The following is a 19,339-nucleotide window of genomic DNA, read 5'->3' as shown; positions in this document are numbered from 1 at the left end:
TGTGCCTCACAGCGCGGTCAGGTGGGGGAAGGGTTCGCGGCACACCGCGCACCACAGCACCGACTGGCAGCGGGACGGGCCGAAGGGACTGTGCGGCCGGGTGGCGCGCGAGCCGCAGTGCGGGCAGGCGACGGCGCCCAGCTCCACGGCGACCGGGCCGCCGGCCGCCGCGGGCACCGGCGGGGCGATGCCGTGGGCGGCGAGGGTGCGCAGTCCGCGAGGGGTGATGCGGTCGGTCGTCCAGGGCGGGGACAGCACCTGCCGCACCCGGCCGTCCGGATGGCCGCAGTCAGCCAGGACCTCGCGGACGGCCGCGGTGATCGCGGGCAGTGCGGGGCAGCCCAGGTAGGTGGGGATGATCTCCACCTCCAGGCTCCCGTCGGGTCCCGGGCCGACGGAGCCCACCACCCCCAGGTCGCCGAGACCGATCACGGGCAGTTCGGGGTCGGGCAGCGCCTCGACCCGCCTGCGTACCTCCTCCGCGGCGAGGGGCGCCGCGGTCCGTTCGGTGTCGTTCACCAGGTCCCCCCGGGGAACTGCCTGCGCACCGACTGCAGTTCGCCGATCAGGTCGGTGAACTCCTCCGTGTGCAGGCCCGAACGGCCGCCCCGGGCCTGCCAGGAGGGCACGGGCACGGTGAGCCCCGCCCCGGTGACGACCTCGGTGACGCGCTGCTCCCACACCTGGCGCAGTGGCGCGGGCGAGGGCACCGTGCCGGCGGCGGCCAGGCGTCGTACGAGGTCGTCCTCGTCGAAGAGTTCGGCGGTGTAGGGCCACACCCGCTCAAGCCCCTGCTGCATCCGGCGCGCGCTCTCGGCCGTGCCGCCGCCCAGCAGGCGGATCCAGCGGTCGGCGTGCAGCCGGTGGAAGGCGACTTCCTTGACCGCCCGCGCGCCGAAGGCGGCGAGTTCGGGGTCCGGGCAGCCGGCGAGAGCCTCGTAGTGCAGGGACGCGTAGTGGGTGTACGCGAGCTGGCGGGCGACGGTCACCGCGAAGTCGCCGTTGGGCAGCTCCGTCAACAGGGTGTTGGTGAAGTCGCGCTCGTGACGCGTGAAGGCGAGGTCGTCCTCGGTGCGGCCGGTTCCGTCGAGCCGTCCGGCGAGGGTGAGCAGGGTGCGGGCGTGGCCGATCAGGTCCAGGGCGATGTTGGACAGGGCCAGGTCTTCCTCGATCATCGGGGCGCGCGTGATCCACTGGCACAACCGCTGCCCGAGCACGAGGGCGTCGTCACCCAGGCGCAGCAGGTACGTGGCGAGGTCGGCGGGGCCGTGGGCGGCGCGCGTCGGACGACCGGGTGCGCTCACCCCGGGGGTGTCGCCGGGCGAGGTCGGAGCCGGCCGGCGGTCCACCGCGCGGTCCGCCCGCTTGTCACTGGTCGTGGTCACCTTCCGACCCCTTCTCGGTCAGCGGCGGGAAGTGCTCGGGATACCGGTACGGCTTGCCGTGGGTGCCCGCGAAGTACGGGTCGCGTTCGTCCGGGGAGACCGCGTGCACGGCGTCCGAACGCACCACCCACAGCGACAGCGGGTCGCCGCGGCGCGTGTACAGATCGCGGGCGACCGCCAGCGCCGCGTCCGGACCGGCGGCGCGCACCGAACCCACGTGCTGGTGGGCCAGGCCCCGCCGGGCTCGCAGGAAGACCTCCCAGGACGCGGGCGCGCCCTCGTCGTTGCGGTTCATACGCGTTCCTCCTGCGCCTGTCGGGGGACGACCGGGCCGGAGCCGACCACGGATCCGGCGGTCTCCGCGCGGGCGGCGTACACGGCGGCGGCCTCCCGTACCCAGGCGCCGTCCTCGTGCGCGGTCCTGCGGTGCTCGACGCGTCGGCGCGCCCAGTGGGTGTCGTCGCCCAGGACCGTGCGGTAGGTGTCCCAGTCGATCGGGGTGAAGTCGTAGTGGCTGCGTTCCTCGTTCCAGCGGATGGCCGGGTCGGGCAGTGTCAGGCCCAGGCGCTCGGCCTGCGGGACGCACTGGTCGACGAAGCGCTGGCGCAGTTCGTCGTTGGTGTGGCGCTTGATGCCCCAGGCCATCGCACGTCGGGAGACGGCGGCCCCGAGCGCGGCGGTCCGGGCGTCGGCCCCGCCCGCCTCGGTGTCGGGTGGGCCGAACATCAGCGCCACGGCCGGCAGCCACCAGCGGTTCACCGCGTCCTGCGCCATCGCCTTCTGCTCGGGCGTGCCCTCGCACAGCGCGCGCATCAGGTCGTACCCCTGACGCACGTGGAAGGCCTCCTCCTGGCAGACGCGGCGCATCGCCCGCGCGTACGGCCCGTAGGAGGTGCGGCACAGGGGGGCCTGGTTGATGACGGCGGCGCCGTCGGTCAGCCAGGCGATGGCGCCGGTGTCCGCCCAGGTCAGCGCCGGGTGGTTGAAGGTGGCCGAGGCGCGCTGGCGGCCCAGGTGCAGGGCGTCGAGCAGGTCGGCGCGATCCACGCCCAGGGTCTCGGCGGCGGAGTACAGGTACAGGCCGTGGCCGGCCTCGTCCTGGACCTTGGCGATGAGCACCGACTTGCGGTGCAGGGACGGGGCCCGGGTCAGCCAGGCCCCTTCGGGCTGCATGCCGATGATCTCGGAGTGGGCGTGCTGGGCGATCTGACGGATCAGCATGCGACGGTAGCCGTCGGGCATCCAGTCGCGCGGTTCGATCGTCCCGCCCCGGGCGATCAGCGCCTCGAAGCGCGTGAGCGACTCCTCCTGCCCGGCGTCCTCGGTGACGGCCGTCCGCGCGCTCACCCGGCACCGCCCGTGCGAGCGGGGTTCGCCGCGACGGTGGGGCGCACGGGTCGTCCTGCCGCGGACCGGACCCGTACCGGCTGCCTGGGCACGTGCATCACTCCCTGGTTCGGGGCCCGCCCGCGTCCAGCAGCAGTACGGGACGCACCGGGCGGAGCAGGTGTCTTCGTCCCGGTAAGGAGGCCGGGCGGGTGGCCCGGCTATCCCTGCCGCCCGCGGCTCGACGCGTGACAAAGCTCACGGGCCGCCCGGGGAGTGCGGGCGGCCGCGAGCGCCTCTTGAGGGGGTGACAGTTCAGCCCGCACGACGGCGGCCGGCATGCCGCGGCGAAAGGGGAACCCATGAGCACCATCAGGGAGTTGCTGGTCGAACTCACCGGCACCGCCGAGTACGCGGACGCGGTCGGCGACGACGTCGACCTCGCCGCCAGCGGGATCGACTCCGGTGACCTGGTGCGTCTGGTGCTGCTCGTCGAGCAGCGCCTCGGTGTGGAGATCACGGCCGAGGACATGGAGAAGCTGCACACGATCGCCGACTACGAGCGGTTCGTGGCCGAGCGCTCCGCCGCCGGCGCCGCCGGCGGTGCGTGATGTGGCTGACGCAGCTGCTGGAGCGCAACCGGCAGTGCTTCCCCGACCGGACCGCGCTCGTGGACGAGCAACGCAGCGTCACCTGGGCGGAGTTCCACGACCGCACGGCCGAACTCGCCCACGGTTTCGCGGAGCTGGGCATCGAGCGCGGTGACCGGGTCGCCGTCCTGTCCAAGGACCGCATCGAGGTCCTGGAGAGCTACTTCGCGCTCGCGCGCCTGGGTGCGCTGTTCGTGCCACTGAACCACAGCCTGGCCGAGCCCGAGGTCGCCGGCATCGTCGAACGCGTCGGCGCGGTGGCGGTGCTCGGCGAGTCGGACCTGCTGGACCGCCATCCCCGGCTGCCGGATTCGGTGCGCGTCCGGATGGCGCTGGACAAGCCCGCCTTCGCGACGCTGGGCACCCTGGCGGCCGAGCGGGAGCTGCCCCGGGTCGCCGACACCGACCCGATCGCCGTACTGCACACCTCGGCGACCACCGGACAGGCCAAGGGCGTCACCGTCGACAGCGGCTCGTTCCGGGCGATCGCCCTGGGCTGGCTGGTCATGGCCCGGCCCGGCGACGACATCGTCCTGGTCAACTGCTGCCCGCTGTACCACGGCAGCATGGTCGTCTCGCTCACGTACATGGCGGCCGGCGCCACCGTCGTGCTGATGCCCGGCTTCACCCCGCAGCGGGCGCTGACCGCGGTGGAACGTCACCACGCCACGCACATGTGGATGGTCCCGCAGATGCTGCGGTTCATGCTCCAGGCCAAGGCCTCGCAGCGCACCGACTTCTCCTCGCTGCGGGAGATCCTCTACGGCGCCGCGCCCATGCCGCTGGACGTGTACGCCGAGGCGGTGGAGCGGCTGGGCTGCGGCTTCCGGCAGGTGTACGGCATGACCGAGGTCGGCGGCCCCTTCGTCACCCTCGGCCCCGACGAGCACCCCGCTCCCGGGGACGTCACCGCCCGCATCCCCTGCGGGCGGGTCGTGCCGGGCATGTCGGCCCGCGCTGTCGACCGGGACGGACGGGAGGTACCGCGCGGGGAGATCGGCGAGATCGTGGTGCGCGGGCCCGGCGTCATGCAGGGCTACTGGAACGACCCGCGGGCCACCCGCGAGATCACCCTCGACGGCTGGATCCGGACGGGCGACCTCGGTTTCGTCGACGACGAGGGCCGCATCAGCCTGGTGGACCGGACCAAGGACGTCATCATCCGCGCGGGCCAGAACGTCTACCCGTCGGAGATCGAACGCGCCCTGATGACCCACCCGGCGGTCCACGACGCGGCGGTCGTCGGCACGCCCGACGAGGACTACGGCGAGGTGCCGCTGGCCTACGTCGTCCCGGAGCCGGGCACGGACGTGAGTGCGGCGGAGCTGCTGGGCCACGTCGCACGGCTGCTCGCGCCCTACAAACGCCCGCGGCACGTGGAGCTCATCGAGCAGGTGCCGCGCAACCCAGCCGGGAAGATCATCAAGAAGCTGCTGCGGGGCTGACGGTGGGCGGTGGTGCGCGGAGCGCGGCCTGTTGACCGGCCCCGGCGGGCCCGCCCTCGGCCCGGGCGCAGACCTGGGCGGGCAGGGGACGTACGGCCGCGCGGCCCCCGGCGTTCTCGCCGCGGCGCCCGGCTCCCTTCGCCGTGAGCGGGACGGGGCCTTCGCCGCCGGCGCCGAGCGCCTGCCCGCGGCCGTCGCCGCCTTGGCCCGGCTGCGCCCCCTGCCGGACGCCGCCGGGCTGGGCCTGGGGTTCGCCCATGTCGGTGAGCCGCGGTTGGGGCCGGGCGGCCCGGCGGAGGCGTCCGCGGCGGCGCCGATGCCGCCACGCCGCCGCCGGGAGTTCCTGGCCGGGCGGCAGGCCGCCCGCCGGGCCCTGCGCGCGGTGGGCCTGGACTGCGGCGAGATTCCCCGCGCGGGTCGCCTGCCGGTGTTCGCGCCCGGACGGGCGGCGTCGATCTCGCACAGTGCCGGGATTGCCGTCGCCGTGGCCCGCGGGCCGGGGGAGAACGCCCCGCTCGGCTGCGACCTGGAGCTGCGGCTGCTGCCGGCCGGCGCGGCACGCCTGGTGCTGCGCGCGGACGAGGCACGGCTGGCGGACACCGCTGCCGGGCCGGACGGCACGCCCTGGCCGTTGACAGCCCTGTTCTCGGCCAAGGAGGCCGCGTGGAAGGCGCTGTACCTCGCGGTGGGGCAGGCCACGGCCACGTCGATGAGGACGCTGCGGGACCTGTGGGCCAGGCCGAGCGGCGAGGAGCTGCGGATCGGTCTGCGCGCGGATCCCGCGTACGCGGTGCGGGTGCGCTCGCTGCCCGTCGGCGCGGGCGTGTTCAGTTACGTGGTGGGCTGGGCCGACGCCGTGCCCGCATCGGCCGACGGCAGGTGCGACGCGGCTGATTAGGGGGTGCCGGTCCGCTCGCGCCGAGGAAGCCGTCGGCCATGGGGACACCCCCGGCCCGCCGGAGCAGGAGCACCGCGCACGCGTGTCCTCTGCCAGCCCGGCTCGCCGACCGTCCGAGCAGCGGACGACCGCCTTCCGGCAGAGCCGTCGACGCGCGCCCGGAGGCGTGAGCGCTTCCCTCCGGGCAGCCGGTGGACCGGGCCGATCTCGTGGAAGGCGAGAGCGAGGGCAGCCGCTTCGGCCGCACCCACGGAGAGCGCGGGCCCACGTCACCGTCGTAGCCGGTGGTGCCGCTGCGGCTGACGACCATACCGCCGCTGTCGAACAGGTGCGGGGACGTGGGTACGGTGTCGCAGCCCGAGCGCTCCGGCACGACGCGCGCGTTGCGGCGCTCACCGAGCACGTTCCGGAAGCGCCGGCGAAGGCGCGGGCGCCGCTCACCCACCGACTCATGGCCCCCCACGTCGGAGATGTCCGGCAGCCGGCCCCAGTGCTCGGCCTCGTGCCGGCCCCGGGCTCACCCGGCGCCGCCCGGACGGGTGGCGGCCGACGCCCGTCGCCACCACCTCCACCGCGACCTGCCCGCGGCCGAACGGGTGGGACGTCCACCCCGTCGGTGCGGGAGGCGTCGGCGGACTCGGTGGACCGGGGGGCGCGTGGGCGGCGGTCCGGGGTCGGTCACGAGCGCGGGCGGCCGTGGGCTCAGTACCTCAGGGCGCGCAGGGCCTTGGCGACCGTTTCGCCGATGCGGGCGATCGGCTCCGGCTCGGTCATCTCGTAATGACCGCACGGCACCTGGTGGTCGTGAAGGGTGCCGTCGACGTACGGGCGCCAGCCGTCGGCCTTGCCGGGCTGCACCGCGAGGTCGCCGGAGAACTCCGTGGCCGGCTCCTGGGCCGCGCTGAAGAACAGCACGTCACCGCGGAAGCGACCGGGGGCGAACTGCGGTGCGATGCGCAGGTTGTTGCGCATGACGGCGGCGATGGCGGCGGCCTCCGCGCGCGTGACGGGGGAACTGGCCGGATCGGCGGCCAGGGCGGCGTCGATGCGGTCCAGGACCGACTCCACCTCCGGCGCGGCCCCGGGTGGCAGGGGCAGGCCGGCGACCCGCGCCAGCAGGGCGGCGACCTGTCGTTCGGCCGTCTCGGGGTCGTAGCTGGTGCCGCGGGGCTGGGGCGCGTCGAGCATGGCGAGGAGTTCGACCCGTTCACCGGCCTCCTGGAGGGCGCAGGCCATGGCGTGTGCCACAAACCCTCCGTAGGACCAGCCCAGCAGCCGGTAGGGACCGTGCGGCTGCACCTCGCGCACCAGGTCGAGGTAGGCGCCGACCATGGCGGCGGCGTCGGCCGCGGGCGGCCGGGTGCCGTCAAGACCCAGGGCCTGGACGCCGTAGACGGGCTGGTCGCCGCCCAGGTGGGGCAGCAGGCCCGCGTAGCGCCAGGACACGCCCGCCCCGGGGTGGAGGCAGAACAGCGGGGTGGCGGTGCCCTCCGTGCGCAGGGGCAGCAGCGGGCCCAGCGCGGTGACGGGGCGGGCGTCCGGCGCCCCGCCTGCCGGTTCCTCGGCGAGCAGGCCGGCGACCGTGGGAGCGGCCAGCAGCTTCGCCGCGGGGACGTCGAGGACGCCCGTCTGGCGCAAGCGGCCGGCCAGCAGCACGGCGCGCATCGAGTCGCCGCCCAGGTCGAAGAAGTTGTCGTGCACGCCGATGCCGCCGATGCCGAGTGTCTCCTCCCACACCCGGGTGACCGCCTCCTCGCGTTCGGAGCGCGGCGGCACGTGCTCCGTCGTCAGCCGGGGGCGCGGGGCGAGGGCACTGCCGGCCGGTGCCGCGACCGGGTCGTCGGGCGCCGGGGTGTCCGTACGGACGCCGGGGGCGTCGATCCAGTGGCGGTGGCGTTCGAAGGCGTACGGCGGCAGCGGCACCCTGCGGGCGGCGCCCGGCACCGGTGGAAGAGCGGCGTCCACGCCCGCGCACCACAGCCGGCCCAGGGCCTCGGCCAGGACGAAGGAGTCGGCCGCCTCCGCCTTGGCGTGCCGCATGGTGGTCACCGTCACCGGTGCCTCGTCGGCGAGCCGGCTGACGGCCAGCTTGGTCAGCGTGTCCCCGGGGCCGATCTCCACCAGGACGGGGTGCAGGCGGTCCCACAGGGCGGCGATGCCGTCGGCGAAGCGCACGGTGTGCCGGGTGTGGTCGAGCCAGTGCTGTACGGAGGTGGCCTGCGCGTCGGTGATCCAGGCGCCGGTGACGTTGGTGACGTAGGGGATGCGCGGCGGACGCAGCGTGACCTGTCGCAGGTGGCTCTCGAAGGCCGGCAGCACGGGATCCAGGACGTGGGAGTGGGCCGCGACGGGAATGCGCAGGCGGCGGAAGGGCGTCCCCCGGCGGGCGAGGCCGGCCTCGAAGCGTTCGACCGCGTCGAGGTGTCCGGCGACGGTGCACGCGGTGGGGCCGTTGACGGCGGTCAGGGACAACTGCTCGTCGAGCAGCGGCAGGACCTCCTCCGCCGGCGCGGCGACGCCGGTCGTGGCGCCGCCCGCGGAGCTGATCAGCCGGATCCGCTCGGTGACCAGCGGCAGCATCTCCTCCAGGTCGATCACCCCGGCCAGGCAGGCCGCCGTGTACTCGCCCAGGGAGTGGCCGATGAGGGCGTCCGGGCGCACGCCCGCCTCCATCAGCGTGCGGGCCAGCGCGTACTCGGTCACCACCAGGCCCAGGAGGGCGTCGGTGTCGTCGGCCGGCCGCCGCTCGACCAGCGTGCCGCGCAGGTCGCCGCCGAGGACGGGCCGCAGGATGCGCGCGCACTCGTCGACGGTGTCGCGGTAGACGGCGTGCTCGCGGTAGAGCTCCGCCCCCATGCCGGCGTACTGGGTGCCGCCGCCCGGAAGCAGGAATGCCACCCCGGCCGGGTCGTCGCCCACCGGCGGGGTGACGGGCGCGGCGCTGCGCAGGGCCGCCACGGCCTCCTCGCGGGAGGCCGCCGTGACGGTGAGGCGGTGGCGCAGCGCGGGCCGCTCGGCGCGCAGGGAGTACGCGATGTCGTCCAGGCGCAGGCCGGGACGGCGCTCCAGGTGCCGGGCGAGCGCGTCGGCCTGGCCGCGCAGCGCGCCGGCGGTGCGTGCGGAGACCGGCAGCACCAGGCGGCGGCGGTCCTCGGCCGGGCGGGACGCGGCGGGGGTGACGGGCGGGGCCTCCTCCAGGATGACGTGGGCGTTGGTGCCGCCGATGCCGAAGGCGGAGACGGCGGCCCGGCGCGGGTGGTCGCGCTCGGGCCAGTCCTCCAGGGCCGTGGGCACCCGGAAGGGGCTGGAGTCGAAGTCGATGAGCGGGTTGGGCCGGTCGAAGTGCAGGCTCGGCGGGATCTGCCGGTGCTCCAGGGCCAGCACGGCCTTGATGAGCCCGGCGATTCCGGCCGCCGCTCCCAGGTGGCCGATGTTGGTCTTCACCGACCCCAGGGCACAGAAGCCCCGCTGGTCGGTGCTGTGCCGGAAGGCTTCGGTGAGCGCCGCGACCTCGATCGGATCGCCGAGCTTGGTGGCGGTGCCGTGCGCCTCGACCAGTCCGATGGTGTCCGCGTCGACCATCGCCTCGGCCTGGGCCGCGAGGATGACCTCGGTCTGTCCGGCGGCGCTGGGCGCGCTGAAGCCGACCTTGCGGCGCCCGTCGTTGTTGACGGCGCTGCCGCGGATGACGGCGCGGATGCGGTCGCCGTCGGCGAGGGCGTCCTCCAGGCGCTTGAGGACGACGGCGCCCACGCCGTCGCCGGAGGAGGTGCCGGCGGCGTCTGCGGCGAAGGCGCGGCAATGGCCGTCGGGGGAGAAGGGCCCGTCGGGAACGTGCCGGTAGCCCAGGGCGGCGGAGGGGTTGAGGGAGACCGCGGCCGCCAGGGCGGTGTCGCAGCGGTGGTCCAGCAGGTCCTGGCAGGCGGTGTGCACGGCGACCAGCGCGGTGGAGCAGGCCGTCTGCAGCGACACGCTCGGGCCGGTCAGGCCCAGTTCGTAGGAGACGCGGGTGGCGAGCGTGCCCAGGGAGTTGGCGGTGGCCGCGTGCACCAGGGCGACCGATCCGGGCTGCCCGGCGAAGCGGGGATGGACGTGGGCGGGGTAATAGCGGCTGTCGCCGCTGCCCGCGTACACACCGAACGCCCCGGTCGTACGGCCCTCGCCCAGGCAGCCGGCGTCCTCCAGGGCGTGGTAGGCCGTCTCCAGCAGCAGCCGCTGCTGCGGGTCGACGACGGCCGCCTCGGCGGGGCTGTAGCCGAAGAAGCCGGAGTCGAAGCGGTCCATGCCCTCCACGACGGACGCCATGCGCACCAGCGAGGGGTCGTCGAGGTCGCGCGGGTCGCCGCCCGCGGCGAGGAACTCCTCATCGCTGACGGGGCGCACCGACTCCCGGCCGGCCGTCAGGTTCTCCCAGAAGGCGTCCAGGTCGTCGGCCCCGGGGAAGCGGCCCGCCATGCCGATCACGGCGACGGCGGGGACGTCCTCGTGCGCTGCGGGGGTGTCATGCATGGCCGCGGTCCTTTCCGTGCCGTGCGGTGCGGCGGGCACGTGCCGCACGCTGCCGTTGTGCTTGTTCCTTGGCGCGGTCCAGGCCGCTGGACGCCGGCTCGGCGGGACGCTCCGCGTCGGGGCCGCCTGAGCGGCCGGCGTCGGTCCCCGGCTCCGGTGACGGCTCGGCGACGGCGGGGCCGGTGCGGGCCGCCAGGTGACGGGCCAGGTCGCGCACGGTGGGGTGGGCGAACAGGTCCACGACCGACAGATCGGTGTCGAAGGCGCTGTTGACCGCGCTCTGGGCAGTGACCAGCAGCAGCGAGTTGCCGCCCAGGTCGAAGAAGTTCTCGTCCCGTCCTACCCGGTCGCGGCCCAGCACGCCGCACCACACCTCGGCGAGCCTGCTCTCCAGCTGCCGCACGTCCTTGCCCGGCCCGTCCGCCTCCGGGCGCCCGGTGGCGCCGGCCGAGCGCAGCACCCAGTCGTCGCCCAGGCCCGCGGCGCGGGCGGCGTCGGCGGCCGCGCGGTACAAGGCGCCGAGGTCGGTGCCGTCCGAGAGGCCGACGCGCGCGACCGGACGGCGTACCTGGCGGACGGGTGCCGCCACATGACTGCGCACCCACGGGGCGGTGCGGTCGGCACCGATGAGCAGGTGCGGCTCGTCCAGCGTGCGGGCGAGATCGAAGGAGCGCAGCGCGGCGGGCACGTCCAGCAGCCGGTAGCCACGGGCCTCGGTGAGCGCGGCGAGCCGGTAACCGCGGCTCACACCCCGCTCCCGCCACATGCTCCAGGCCAGGGACTGCGCGGGCAGACCGAGGCGGCGACGGTACAGGGCGAGGGCGTCGAGGTAGGCGTTGGCGGCGGCGTAGGCGGCGTTCATGGCACCGCCGAAGTAGCCGTTCACCGAGGAGAACGTGACGAAGGAGGCGACCGGGTGGTCGGCGGTCAGCCGGTGCAGCGTCCACGCGCCGTGCGCCTTCGCCGCCAGCGCCTGCCGCCAGGTGTCGCCGTCCAGCTCGCCGACAGGGCGTTCGACGAGCGCTCCGGCCAGATGCAGCACCGAGGTCAGCGCAACGCCCCAAGCCTGGGCGGCCGCGTCCACCGCGGCGCGCACCTGCTGCTCGTCGGTGACGTCGGCGCACGCGTAGCGGACCTCGCCCAGCTCACTCAGCCGCCGCAGCAGCTCCCCGCGGTCCGGTTCGCCTGTCCCGGTGCCCAGTTCGTCCTCGGGGGTGCGGCCCAGGATCAGCAGGCGGGTGCCGGGCGCGCGCAGCAGGTGGGCCGCGACCTCGCCGCCGACACCGCCCAGTCCGCCGGTGAGGAGGGTGAAGCCGTCGCCGGGTCGCTGCCGGACGGGCGCCGGCGCGTCGGGCAACGGGGCGAGCCGGCGTACGTAGCGGTGCCCGCCGCGGTAGGCCACCTCCGCTCCCTCGGTGGCTGCTCCCGCCTCGGCCAGCACCAGGGGCAGCCGGTCCTCGCCGTCGTCCGGCGGGAGGTCGAGGTGGGTGCCGCGCAGCCGGCCCAGCTCCTCGCCGAGGGACTTGAGCAGGGCGCCCGCCATGGCCTGTTCCGGGCGGGGCCGGTCCTCGGCGCGCACGCCCTGGGCGCCCGCCGTCACATACACCAGGTCGACGGGCTGCCGCCGCTCGGGCCGGGCGGCGAGGGCACGCGCGAGGGCGAGCAGGGACAGGGCGCCGGTTGCCTCGTACGGTGTCGTGCCCGTGTCGTCCAGGGGGGCCAGGCCGCCGAGGTGCAGGACGGCGTCGACCGGCCGCTGGTCGCGCTCCAACTGCTCCAGCAGGGTGGTGATGTCGCTCTCCTCGCCGGTCCGCAGCCGGTAGCGTGCGGCGTCGAGCCGGGCGTACGAGGCCGCGTCGGTGGCCAGGGTGCACCGCCCGCCGGCGCGGCGCAGCGCGTCGGCGATCCGTCCGGCGAGCCGTTGGGTGTCCGGGTCGCCGCCCGTGAGGACGAGGGTGTGCCGGCCCGGTGCCGTCCCGCGGGGCGCGACGTGGTGGGCGCGCTGCCACACCGGGCGCAGGAACCAGTCGGGCACGGTGGCGGCGGTGCCCAGCAGCAGCTGGGCGGCGCGCACCTCCTCGTCGAAGGCGCCGGCCTCGAAGCTCTTGCGCAGCCTGGTGCGCTGGATCTTGCCGATCTCCGTCTTGGGGATCGCGTCCTGGGGGACGGGGACGAGGAAGGCGGGGCTGACGCCGATCTCCCGCGTCACCTTGCCCGCGATCTCCCGCAGGGCGGCGGCCGTGTCGCCCGCCGCGGCCTCGGGGGAGAGGTGGAGGAACAGGGCCAGTTCGTCGGTGGTCGCCGAGGGGCCGGAGCGCACGGCGACCGCGGCGGTGAAGCTGCGCACGACGTGCGGAAGTTCCTCGACGCAGGCCTCGATCTCGTGGCTGTAGTGGTTGACGCCGTTGACGATGATGACGTCCTTGGCGCGGCCGGTGATGTACAGCTCGCCCTCGCGCAGGAACGCCAGGTCGCCGGTGTCGAACCAGCCGTCCTCGGTGAACGCCTCGGCGTTGGCGCCCGGGTTGTCGTGGTAGCCGCCGGTCACGGAGGTGCCGCGGACCTGGAGGCGGCCGGTGTCGCCCTCGGCGAGCACCGTACCGGCGTCGTCGACGACGCGCATGGCGAAACCGGGGTAGGGGCGGCCGCAGCTGACGAACGTGCCCTCGCCGGGGCCGGGTTCGCCGGGCAACACGGCGTCGGTGACCACCGAGCAGGTCTCGGACATGCCCCAGCCGGGGTGCATCACGTCCTGCGGCAGGCGGAAGGGCTTGAGCGTGTGCAGGAAGCGGCGGGCCGCGGCGGCCACCACGACCTCGCCGGCGTTCATCACCAGACGCATCGGCGACAGGTCCCAGGTGCGGTCGGCGAAGCGGTCGGCCTGCTCGGCGAGCAGGCCGAAGGCGAAGTTGGGCGCCCAGGTGACGGTGACGCGGTGGCGGTCGGCGAGGTCCATCCAGCGCAGCGGGTCCTGAAGGATCCAGGAAGTGGGCGCGTGGATCTGGCGGCAGCCCAGGTACACGTCCCGCAGGTGGAACATCACCACGCCGGTGACGTGGTCGAGCGGGATCCAGTTCAAGGAGACGTCCGCGGCACCGAGCCCGTTCATCTGCTCGGTGGCGGCCGAGCGGGTCAGCACGTTGCGGTGGGTGAGCCGTACCGCCTTCGGCAGGCCGGTGCTGCCGGACGTCATCAGCATCAGGATGAGGTCGTCGGGCCGGGCGGGGTACCAGTCGCGATCCTCGGCCGCCTCGCGCAGCTTCCCGGCCGTGGTCAGCCGCAGTCCGGGCCAGTTCTGCCGGGCGGCCAGCTCGCGCAGGCCCGTCTCACGGTCGGCGGAGCACACGATCCAGGGCCGGCCGAGCATCCGCCAGATGCCCTCCAGCTTGGTCAGCGCCGCCGAAGGCGTGCCGTAGGAAGCGGGAACGGTCAGCGGGACGGCGACGAAGCCGCCCAGGATGCAGCCCCACAGCACGGCCAGGAAGTCCTCGGTGGCGTCGCACTGGAGGATGACCTGGTCGCCGGGGCGCAGTCCGGCCTCACGCAGTCCGGCCAGGACCCGGGAGGCCTCGGGGATGAGGGAGGCGTAACTGCGCCGGTGCTCGCTGCCGTCGGCGTGGACGTGGACGATGTCGCCCTGTGCCCGCTCTGCGGCGCGGCGCAGGGCCTGCGCCCAGTCGGAGACGGACGGCCCGGCGAGCGCGGGGCCCTCGCTGAGCGCCGGTACGGCGGACGACGCCCCCGTGCCGGCGGTGCCGTCAGCGGATGCCGCAGTCGCGGTGCGCTCGGGCAGACCGGTGTGGCGGCGGCCCAGTTCCTCGGGGACGTCCTCCGTCGTCACCTCGGCGGCGGTCACCCCGGGCAGGCGGACCAGGCTTTCCTGCCAGGCGGCGGCCGAGGCGCGGTCCACGGCGGGCAGAGCCCGGAGCGCGTCGGTGTCGAGCGTGCCGTCCTCGCCGAAGGGCAGGGCGTTGACGGCCGTGACGCGGACACCGTCGTGGCCCGCGCCCCGCAGGACCTCCTCGACGCGTTCCACCGCATCCGCGCGTCCCGGTACCACGTACAGGCGCGGCGCCCGGCCGTCGGCGGCCGGCAGGGCGCGGGCGTCGCGGATGCCGGGCACGGACAGCGCCGCCGCCTCCACCTCCGTGACCGCGATCGCGGGCGGGGCCGGGGCGCGTTCGGGGACCGCCGGCAACTGCCCGACGCGCACGCCGGGATCGGCGCTCACCGCGCGCAGGACGTCGCGCAGGGCGCGGGCGAACGCCTCGGCGGTGGACGCGTCGTACAGGTCGGTGGCGTACTCGACGTGCAGGGCGAGGCCGTCGGGGGCGCCTTCGCGGGTGTGCCGTTCCAGGACGTCCACGAAGAGGTCGAACTTGGCGGTGCCGTTGGCGGTCGGCCGCAACCGGGTCTGTCGCCCGTCGAGTTCGAGGACGGCGGGTTCGTTGTTCTGCAGGGCCAGCATCACCTGGAACAGCGGGTGCCGGCCGGCGCGGCGGGGCGGGTTGAGCTCGTCCACCAACCGGTCGAAGGGCAGGTCCTGGTGGTCGAGGGCGGCCAGGTCGGCGGTGCGCAGCCGGGCGAGCAGATCGCGGAAGGCGGGGTCGCCGGAGGTGTCGGCGCGCAGGACCAGGGTGTTGCTGATCAGGCCGATCAGGTGGTCCAGAGCGGGCTCGGTGCGGCCCGCGACCGGGGTGCCCAGGACGATGTCCTCACCCGCGCCGCAGCGGGTGAGCAGGGAGCTGACGGCGGCGTGCAGCACCATGAACAGGCTGGCGCCCTCGCGGTCGGCCAAGGCGAGCAGGTCACGGTGGAGGGCGGCGCCCACGACCGTCTCCACGTGCGCGCCGGTGCCGCGCGGCACCTCGGGGCGCGGCCGGTCGCCGGGCAGGCCGCACTCTTCGGGCAGGCCGGCCAGGGCCGCGCGCCAGTGGGCGGTCAGCCGTTCCAGGCGGCCCGTGCCGTCCGGGGATGGCGCGAGCAGGGCGCGCTGCCACAGGGCGTAGTCGGCGTACTGCACCGGCAGCGGATCCCAGTCGGGTGCGCGGCCGGCGCGGCGGGCCGCGTAGGCGGCGCTCAGGTCCTCGGCGAAGGGCCGCAGGGACCAGCCGTCGGCCGCGCTGTGGTGCAGCAGGAGCAGCAGCGTACGGTCGTCGGCCGGGCCCAGCAGCCAGGCGGCCAGCGGGCCTTCCGCACTCAGATCGAAGCGGTGGCGCATGGCCGCTTGGACGTGGGCGGCGCTCTCCACGGCGGGGCAGTCGATACGGCGCAGAGGCGGCCGCAGCGCGCCGGGCGCCAGGACGCGCTGGTGGGGAGCCCCGTCGTGCACGGCGAACACCGTCCGCAGGCTCTCGTGGCGGTCGGCCAGGTCGCCGAGGGCGGCTTCCAGGGCGTCGGCGTCGAGATCGGCGGGTGGCCTCACCACGAGCGGGATGTTGTACGTGGCGGCCTGCTCGTCGAGGCGGTCGAGGAACCACATGCGCTCCTGCGCGAAGGACAGCGGCACGTGGTCGGGACGGACGGCGGCGCCCAGGGCGGGCCGCGGCAGGGCGTCGACGGAGTGGGCGGCCAGCCGGGCGGCGAGGGCGGCCGGGGTCGGTGTCTCGAACAGGGCGGTGATGGGGATCTCCGCGCCGGTGTCGTGCCGCAGACGGGCCAGCAGGCGGGTGGCGAGCAGCGAGTCGCCGCCGAGGTCGAAGAAGTTCACGTCGGTGCCCACGGTGTCGCGGGGCAGCTTCAGCACGTCCTCGAACAGGGCGCACAGCAGGGCCTGGTGCGGGGTCGTCGGGCGCGCGCCGGACGCCGCGGCGGTGAAGTCCGGTGCGGGCAGCGCCCGCACGTCGAGCTTGCCGTTGGCGGTGAGCGGCAGGGCGTCGACGTCTACGCAGGCGGCCGGGACCATGTGCTCGGGGCAGGTGGGCGGCGGCGTGGGCGCGCAGCTCGGCGGGGTCGGCGGGTGCGCCGCCGGCGGCGACCGTGTAGGCGACGAGCTGCTGGGCGCCGTTGCCGGCCCGGCGGACCACGACGGCGGCCCGGGCCACGCGGGGGTGGGCGGCGAGGACGGCCTCGATCTCGCCCGGCTCGACGCGGAACCCGCGGATCTGCACCTGGGCGTCGGCACGGCCGAGGTAGTCCAGGGTGCCGTCGGGGCGGCGCCGTGCCAGGTCCCCGGAGCGGTACATGCGGGTGCCGGGCGGGCCGAAAGGGTCGTCCAGGAAACGCTCGGCGGTCAGCTCGGGCCGGTGAAGGTAGCCGGCGGCCACACCGGCACCTGAGACGTACATCTCGCCGCTCGCGCAGGGCGGCACCGGGCGCCCCTCGGCGTCGAGGAGGTGGACGCGCAGGTCGGACAGGGGCCGGCCGATGACGCTGCCACGGCGTGGGTCGTCCAGGTCCGCCCGGGTGAGGCGGTGGTGGGTGACGTGCACGGTGGTCTCGGTGATGCCGTACATGTTCACCAGCGCCGGGCGGTCCAGGCCGTGCCGGTCGGCCCAGGGCCGCAGCCGCGCCGGGCGCAGGGCCTCGCCGCCGAAGACGACGTGGCGCAGCGCCCCGCTGTCACCACCGCGTTCGAGGTCGGCGTCGATCAGCTGCTCGAACGCGGACGGCGTCTGGCTGAGGACGGTCACGCCCTCGCGGTGCAGCAGCTCCAGGAAGTCGCGGGGGGAGCGGCTGACGGCGTAAGGAACGACGACGACCCGGCCACCGTGCAGCAGGGCGCCCCACATCTCCCAGACGGAGAAGTCGAAGGCGTAGGAGTGGAACAGCGTCCAGACGTCGTCGGGACCGAAGGAGAAGTGCTCCGCGGCGGCGGCGAACAGACGCACGACGTTGGCGTGCGGCACCGGGACCCCCTTGGGGCGGCCGGTGGAGCCGGAGGTGTGGATGATGTACGCGATGTCGGCGGGGCTCGTCGGCGCGTGCCGGTCGGCGTCGGTCAGGTCGCCGGCGGGGCGGTCGGCGAGGTCCGCCGTCACCCGCGGGTCGTCCAGGAGCACCGCGGGGACCGACGCACCGGCGAGGTGGGCGTGGGCGCGCTCGGTGACCAGGACGACCGGGGCCGCGTCCTCGACGACCAGCCGCAGCCGCTCGGCCGGGTGCCCGGGGTCCAGGGGAAGGTAGGCGGCACCGGTCTTGAGGACGGCGAGCAGAGCGGGCAGCAGCCGTACCCCGCGCTCCAGGGCCAGGGCCACCACCCGGCCCGGACCCGCGCCGCGCTCGGTGAGCAGCCGGGCCAGCCGGTTGGCCTCGGCGTTGAGCTCGGCGTAGGCGAGCTGCAGGTCGCCGCAGGTGACGGCGATCCGCCCGGGGACGGTGGCCGCCTGCTCCTCGAACAGCTGCGTGAGGGTGCGCTCGACCGGATACGTGCGGACGGGCGTGTCACGGGGGTGCTCGCCCGGCAGCAGGACGTCCAGCTCCCCCAGCGCGGTCGTCGGCGCCGCCTCGGCCAGCCGGCGCAGGACGGTGAGGAACCGCTCGCGGTGCAGCGCGAGTTCGCCGTCCTCGTACAGGGCGGGGTTGGCGTCGAAGGCCAGCCACAGGCCGCCCGCCTCGGCGCCGGGCCGCACCGATATCTGCAGGTCCTCCACGGCTCCGCCGGAGAGGTGGTGCCAGGTGGTGGGGTGGCCGTCGAACACGGGCGACTCGTCGAACGGGACGATGTTCAGCACCGGTCCGTACAGCCGGCGGCCGGTGCCCAGCAGCCCCAGGTCGCGGCGCAGGTACTCACCCCGGTAGGCCTGGTGGCGGCGCAGGGCGCGCAGCTCTTCGGCGACGCTGCGGGCGAACTGGCCGAGCGGCGTTCCCGGGGTGGTGGCCACCCGCAGGGGCAGGATGTCGGAGGCGGTGCCCGGGGTGCGCAGCGCGGCGCTGCCCAGCCGGCTCATCGTGGCCAGGCCCAGCACCAGGTCCTGGCTGCCGGTCATGCGGTGCAGGTACACGGCGGTGGCGGCGGCCAGCAGGTCGGTGCGGGCGACGCCGAGCCGGGAGGCCGCCCGGTCCAGGGCTGCCACCTCGGGCGGCGTCAGCTCGGCGGTGCTGCGCAGGAACGGGGCGGTGGGGGCCGCCGTGCGCGAGGTGAGCCGCGCGGGTTCGGGCAGCCCGGCCAGGCGGTCGGCCCAATGGGCGCGGTCACGGGTGTGGCGTTCGCCGGCGCGGTACGCGGCCTCTTCCTCCTGGAGCCGGTGCACCGGTGCGAAGGTGGCGGTACCCGGCTCACGGCCCGCGGCGAGCGCGTTGTAGGTCTCGGCCAGGCGCCGTCCCAGGAGCTTGTAGCTGTACCCGTCGAGCAGGATGTGGTGGGCCCTCAGCAGCCAGATGAACCGGTCGGGCGCCAGCGTCAGGAGGGCGTGCGAGAACAGCGGGCCCTTCTCCAGGTCGACCGGGGTCGCCAGGTCCGCCCGGATCCAGTCCCAGGCGGCCGTCGTGGGATCCTCGGCGTCACGGACATCGACGTGGTGCAGGGGCCAGTCGTCGGGGTCCGCGGCGCGATGGCAGCGGGGGCCGTCCTCGGTGTCGACGAAACGCAGGGCGAAGGTGTCCGCCTCGGCGACCGTGCGGCGCAGCGCGGTCTCGAACAGTCCCGGGTCGAGCGGCCCGTGGATCTCCACCGCTTCACCGGTGTTGTACGCGGCGCTGTCCGACGCGAGCCGCCCGGCGTACCAGAGACCCTCCTGGGCCCCGGACAGCGGACGCCGCTCGTCCTGCTGGAGTGACATAGCACAACCCTCACGTGGCAAGCCGTAATGTCCCGGCCGGCGACGGCACGACCGGATCGGAGCGGTGCGGCCACCGCTTCGCGCCGCCCTCGCGTGCGGGTACGCGCCGGGCCGGTCCACGAAGCGGAAAAGGGAGGTCGCACGCCGGGGGCCCGGCGAACACCCACCCTGGCCCCGGTTCTACGGCACATCACGGTGCGCCACCGCACTCGGCCCGGTCAAGGCAGCACCGGTCCACGCGTGGCAATTCAGGGAATTCCCCAGAGAACGTCGAGCCAGGGAGTGCACGCCCGGCTCCAACTTCTAGGGAATTCACGCAACTTCACCTCCCGGAGGTCTTCCGGGTGGATTCGGCGACGACGCGCGGTGCACTCTCGAACGCGACTCCCGACGCCCGAGGCCACCA

The 19,339-nt window shown here is 75.1% G+C and carries 9 protein-coding genes and 1 pseudogene; 3 read left to right on the top strand and 7 right to left on the bottom strand.

The window, feature by feature from the left end; all coding sequences use genetic code 11:
* Nucleotides 1-6: 6 nt before the first annotated feature.
* From paaD to paaA, 4 genes are read right to left on the bottom strand one after another with little or no spacing between them, the layout of a single operon-like run.
* Nucleotides 7-519 (bottom strand): 1,2-phenylacetyl-CoA epoxidase subunit PaaD, encoded by a 513-nt coding sequence (paaD, locus tag C3492_RS09885; RefSeq protein ID WP_103811354.1) that lies wholly within the window; start codon nt 517-519, stop codon nt 7-9.
* Nucleotides 516-1,385 (bottom strand): 1,2-phenylacetyl-CoA epoxidase subunit PaaC, encoded by an 870-nt coding sequence (gene paaC, locus C3492_RS09880; RefSeq protein WP_103811353.1) that lies wholly within the window; start codon nt 1,383-1,385, stop codon nt 516-518. The genes paaD and paaC overlap by 4 nt, the downstream gene beginning before the upstream one ends.
* Complete coding sequence (locus C3492_RS09875) at nt 1,369-1,680, bottom strand: 1,2-phenylacetyl-CoA epoxidase subunit B (RefSeq protein WP_103811352.1); 312 nt, start codon at nt 1,678-1,680, stop codon at nt 1,369-1,371. The genes paaC and C3492_RS09875 overlap by 17 nt, the downstream gene beginning before the upstream one ends.
* Complete coding sequence (paaA, locus tag C3492_RS09870) at nt 1,677-2,732, bottom strand: 1,2-phenylacetyl-CoA epoxidase subunit PaaA (RefSeq protein ID WP_103811351.1); 1,056 nt, start codon at nt 2,730-2,732, stop codon at nt 1,677-1,679. The genes C3492_RS09875 and paaA overlap by 4 nt, the downstream gene beginning before the upstream one ends.
* A 341-nt stretch (nt 2,733-3,073) precedes the next feature.
* Between paaA and C3492_RS09860 the strand changes: the two genes are divergently transcribed.
* Genes C3492_RS09860 through C3492_RS09850 form a run of 3 tightly spaced genes read left to right on the top strand, consistent with a single transcriptional unit; the run spans nt 3,074 to nt 5,704 of the window.
* Nucleotides 3,074-3,322 carry an acyl carrier protein gene (locus tag C3492_RS09860; RefSeq protein WP_014669884.1) on the top strand — a complete coding sequence of 83 codons (249 nt, stop codon included), beginning with the start codon at nt 3,074-3,076 and terminating at the stop codon, nt 3,320-3,322.
* The gene (locus C3492_RS09855; RefSeq protein ID WP_103811349.1) at nt 3,322-4,806 is read left to right on the top strand and encodes a class I adenylate-forming enzyme family protein; all 1,485 of its coding nucleotides are present in this window, start codon (nt 3,322-3,324) and stop codon (nt 4,804-4,806) included. The genes C3492_RS09860 and C3492_RS09855 overlap by 1 nt, the downstream gene beginning before the upstream one ends.
* 31 nt (nt 4,807-4,837) lie before the next feature.
* The gene (locus tag C3492_RS09850) at nt 4,838-5,704 is read left to right on the top strand and encodes a 4'-phosphopantetheinyl transferase superfamily protein (RefSeq protein ID WP_103811348.1); all 867 of its coding nucleotides are present in this window, start codon (nt 4,838-4,840) and stop codon (nt 5,702-5,704) included.
* Between the two features lie 702 nt (nt 5,705-6,406).
* On the opposite strand, the gene C3492_RS09845 is transcribed toward C3492_RS09850, so the two are convergent.
* The 3 genes and pseudogenes from C3492_RS09845 to C3492_RS45530 all read right to left on the bottom strand — a co-directional run.
* A complete protein-coding gene (locus C3492_RS09845; protein ID WP_103811553.1) occupies nt 6,407-10,213 on the bottom strand; it encodes a type I polyketide synthase in 3,807 nt (1,268 codons plus the stop codon).
* Nucleotides 10,206-15,959: an SDR family oxidoreductase gene (locus C3492_RS09840; protein ID WP_258055589.1), complete on the bottom strand. Its 5,754-nt coding sequence runs from the start codon at nt 15,957-15,959 to the stop codon at nt 10,206-10,208. The genes C3492_RS09845 and C3492_RS09840 overlap by 8 nt, the downstream gene beginning before the upstream one ends.
* A gap of 205 nt (nt 15,960-16,164) precedes the next feature.
* Nucleotides 16,165-18,933 (bottom strand): annotated as a pseudogene (locus C3492_RS45530) (amino acid adenylation domain-containing protein); the annotation flags it as partial.
* Between the last annotated feature and the right edge of the window lie 406 nt (nt 18,934-19,339).

The organism is Streptomyces sp. Ru62 (genome assembly GCF_002920615.1).
In the GTDB taxonomy this organism is placed as follows: domain Bacteria; phylum Actinomycetota; class Actinomycetes; order Streptomycetales; family Streptomycetaceae; genus Streptomyces.
This window is presented reverse-complemented; position numbering and strand designations above follow the sequence as displayed.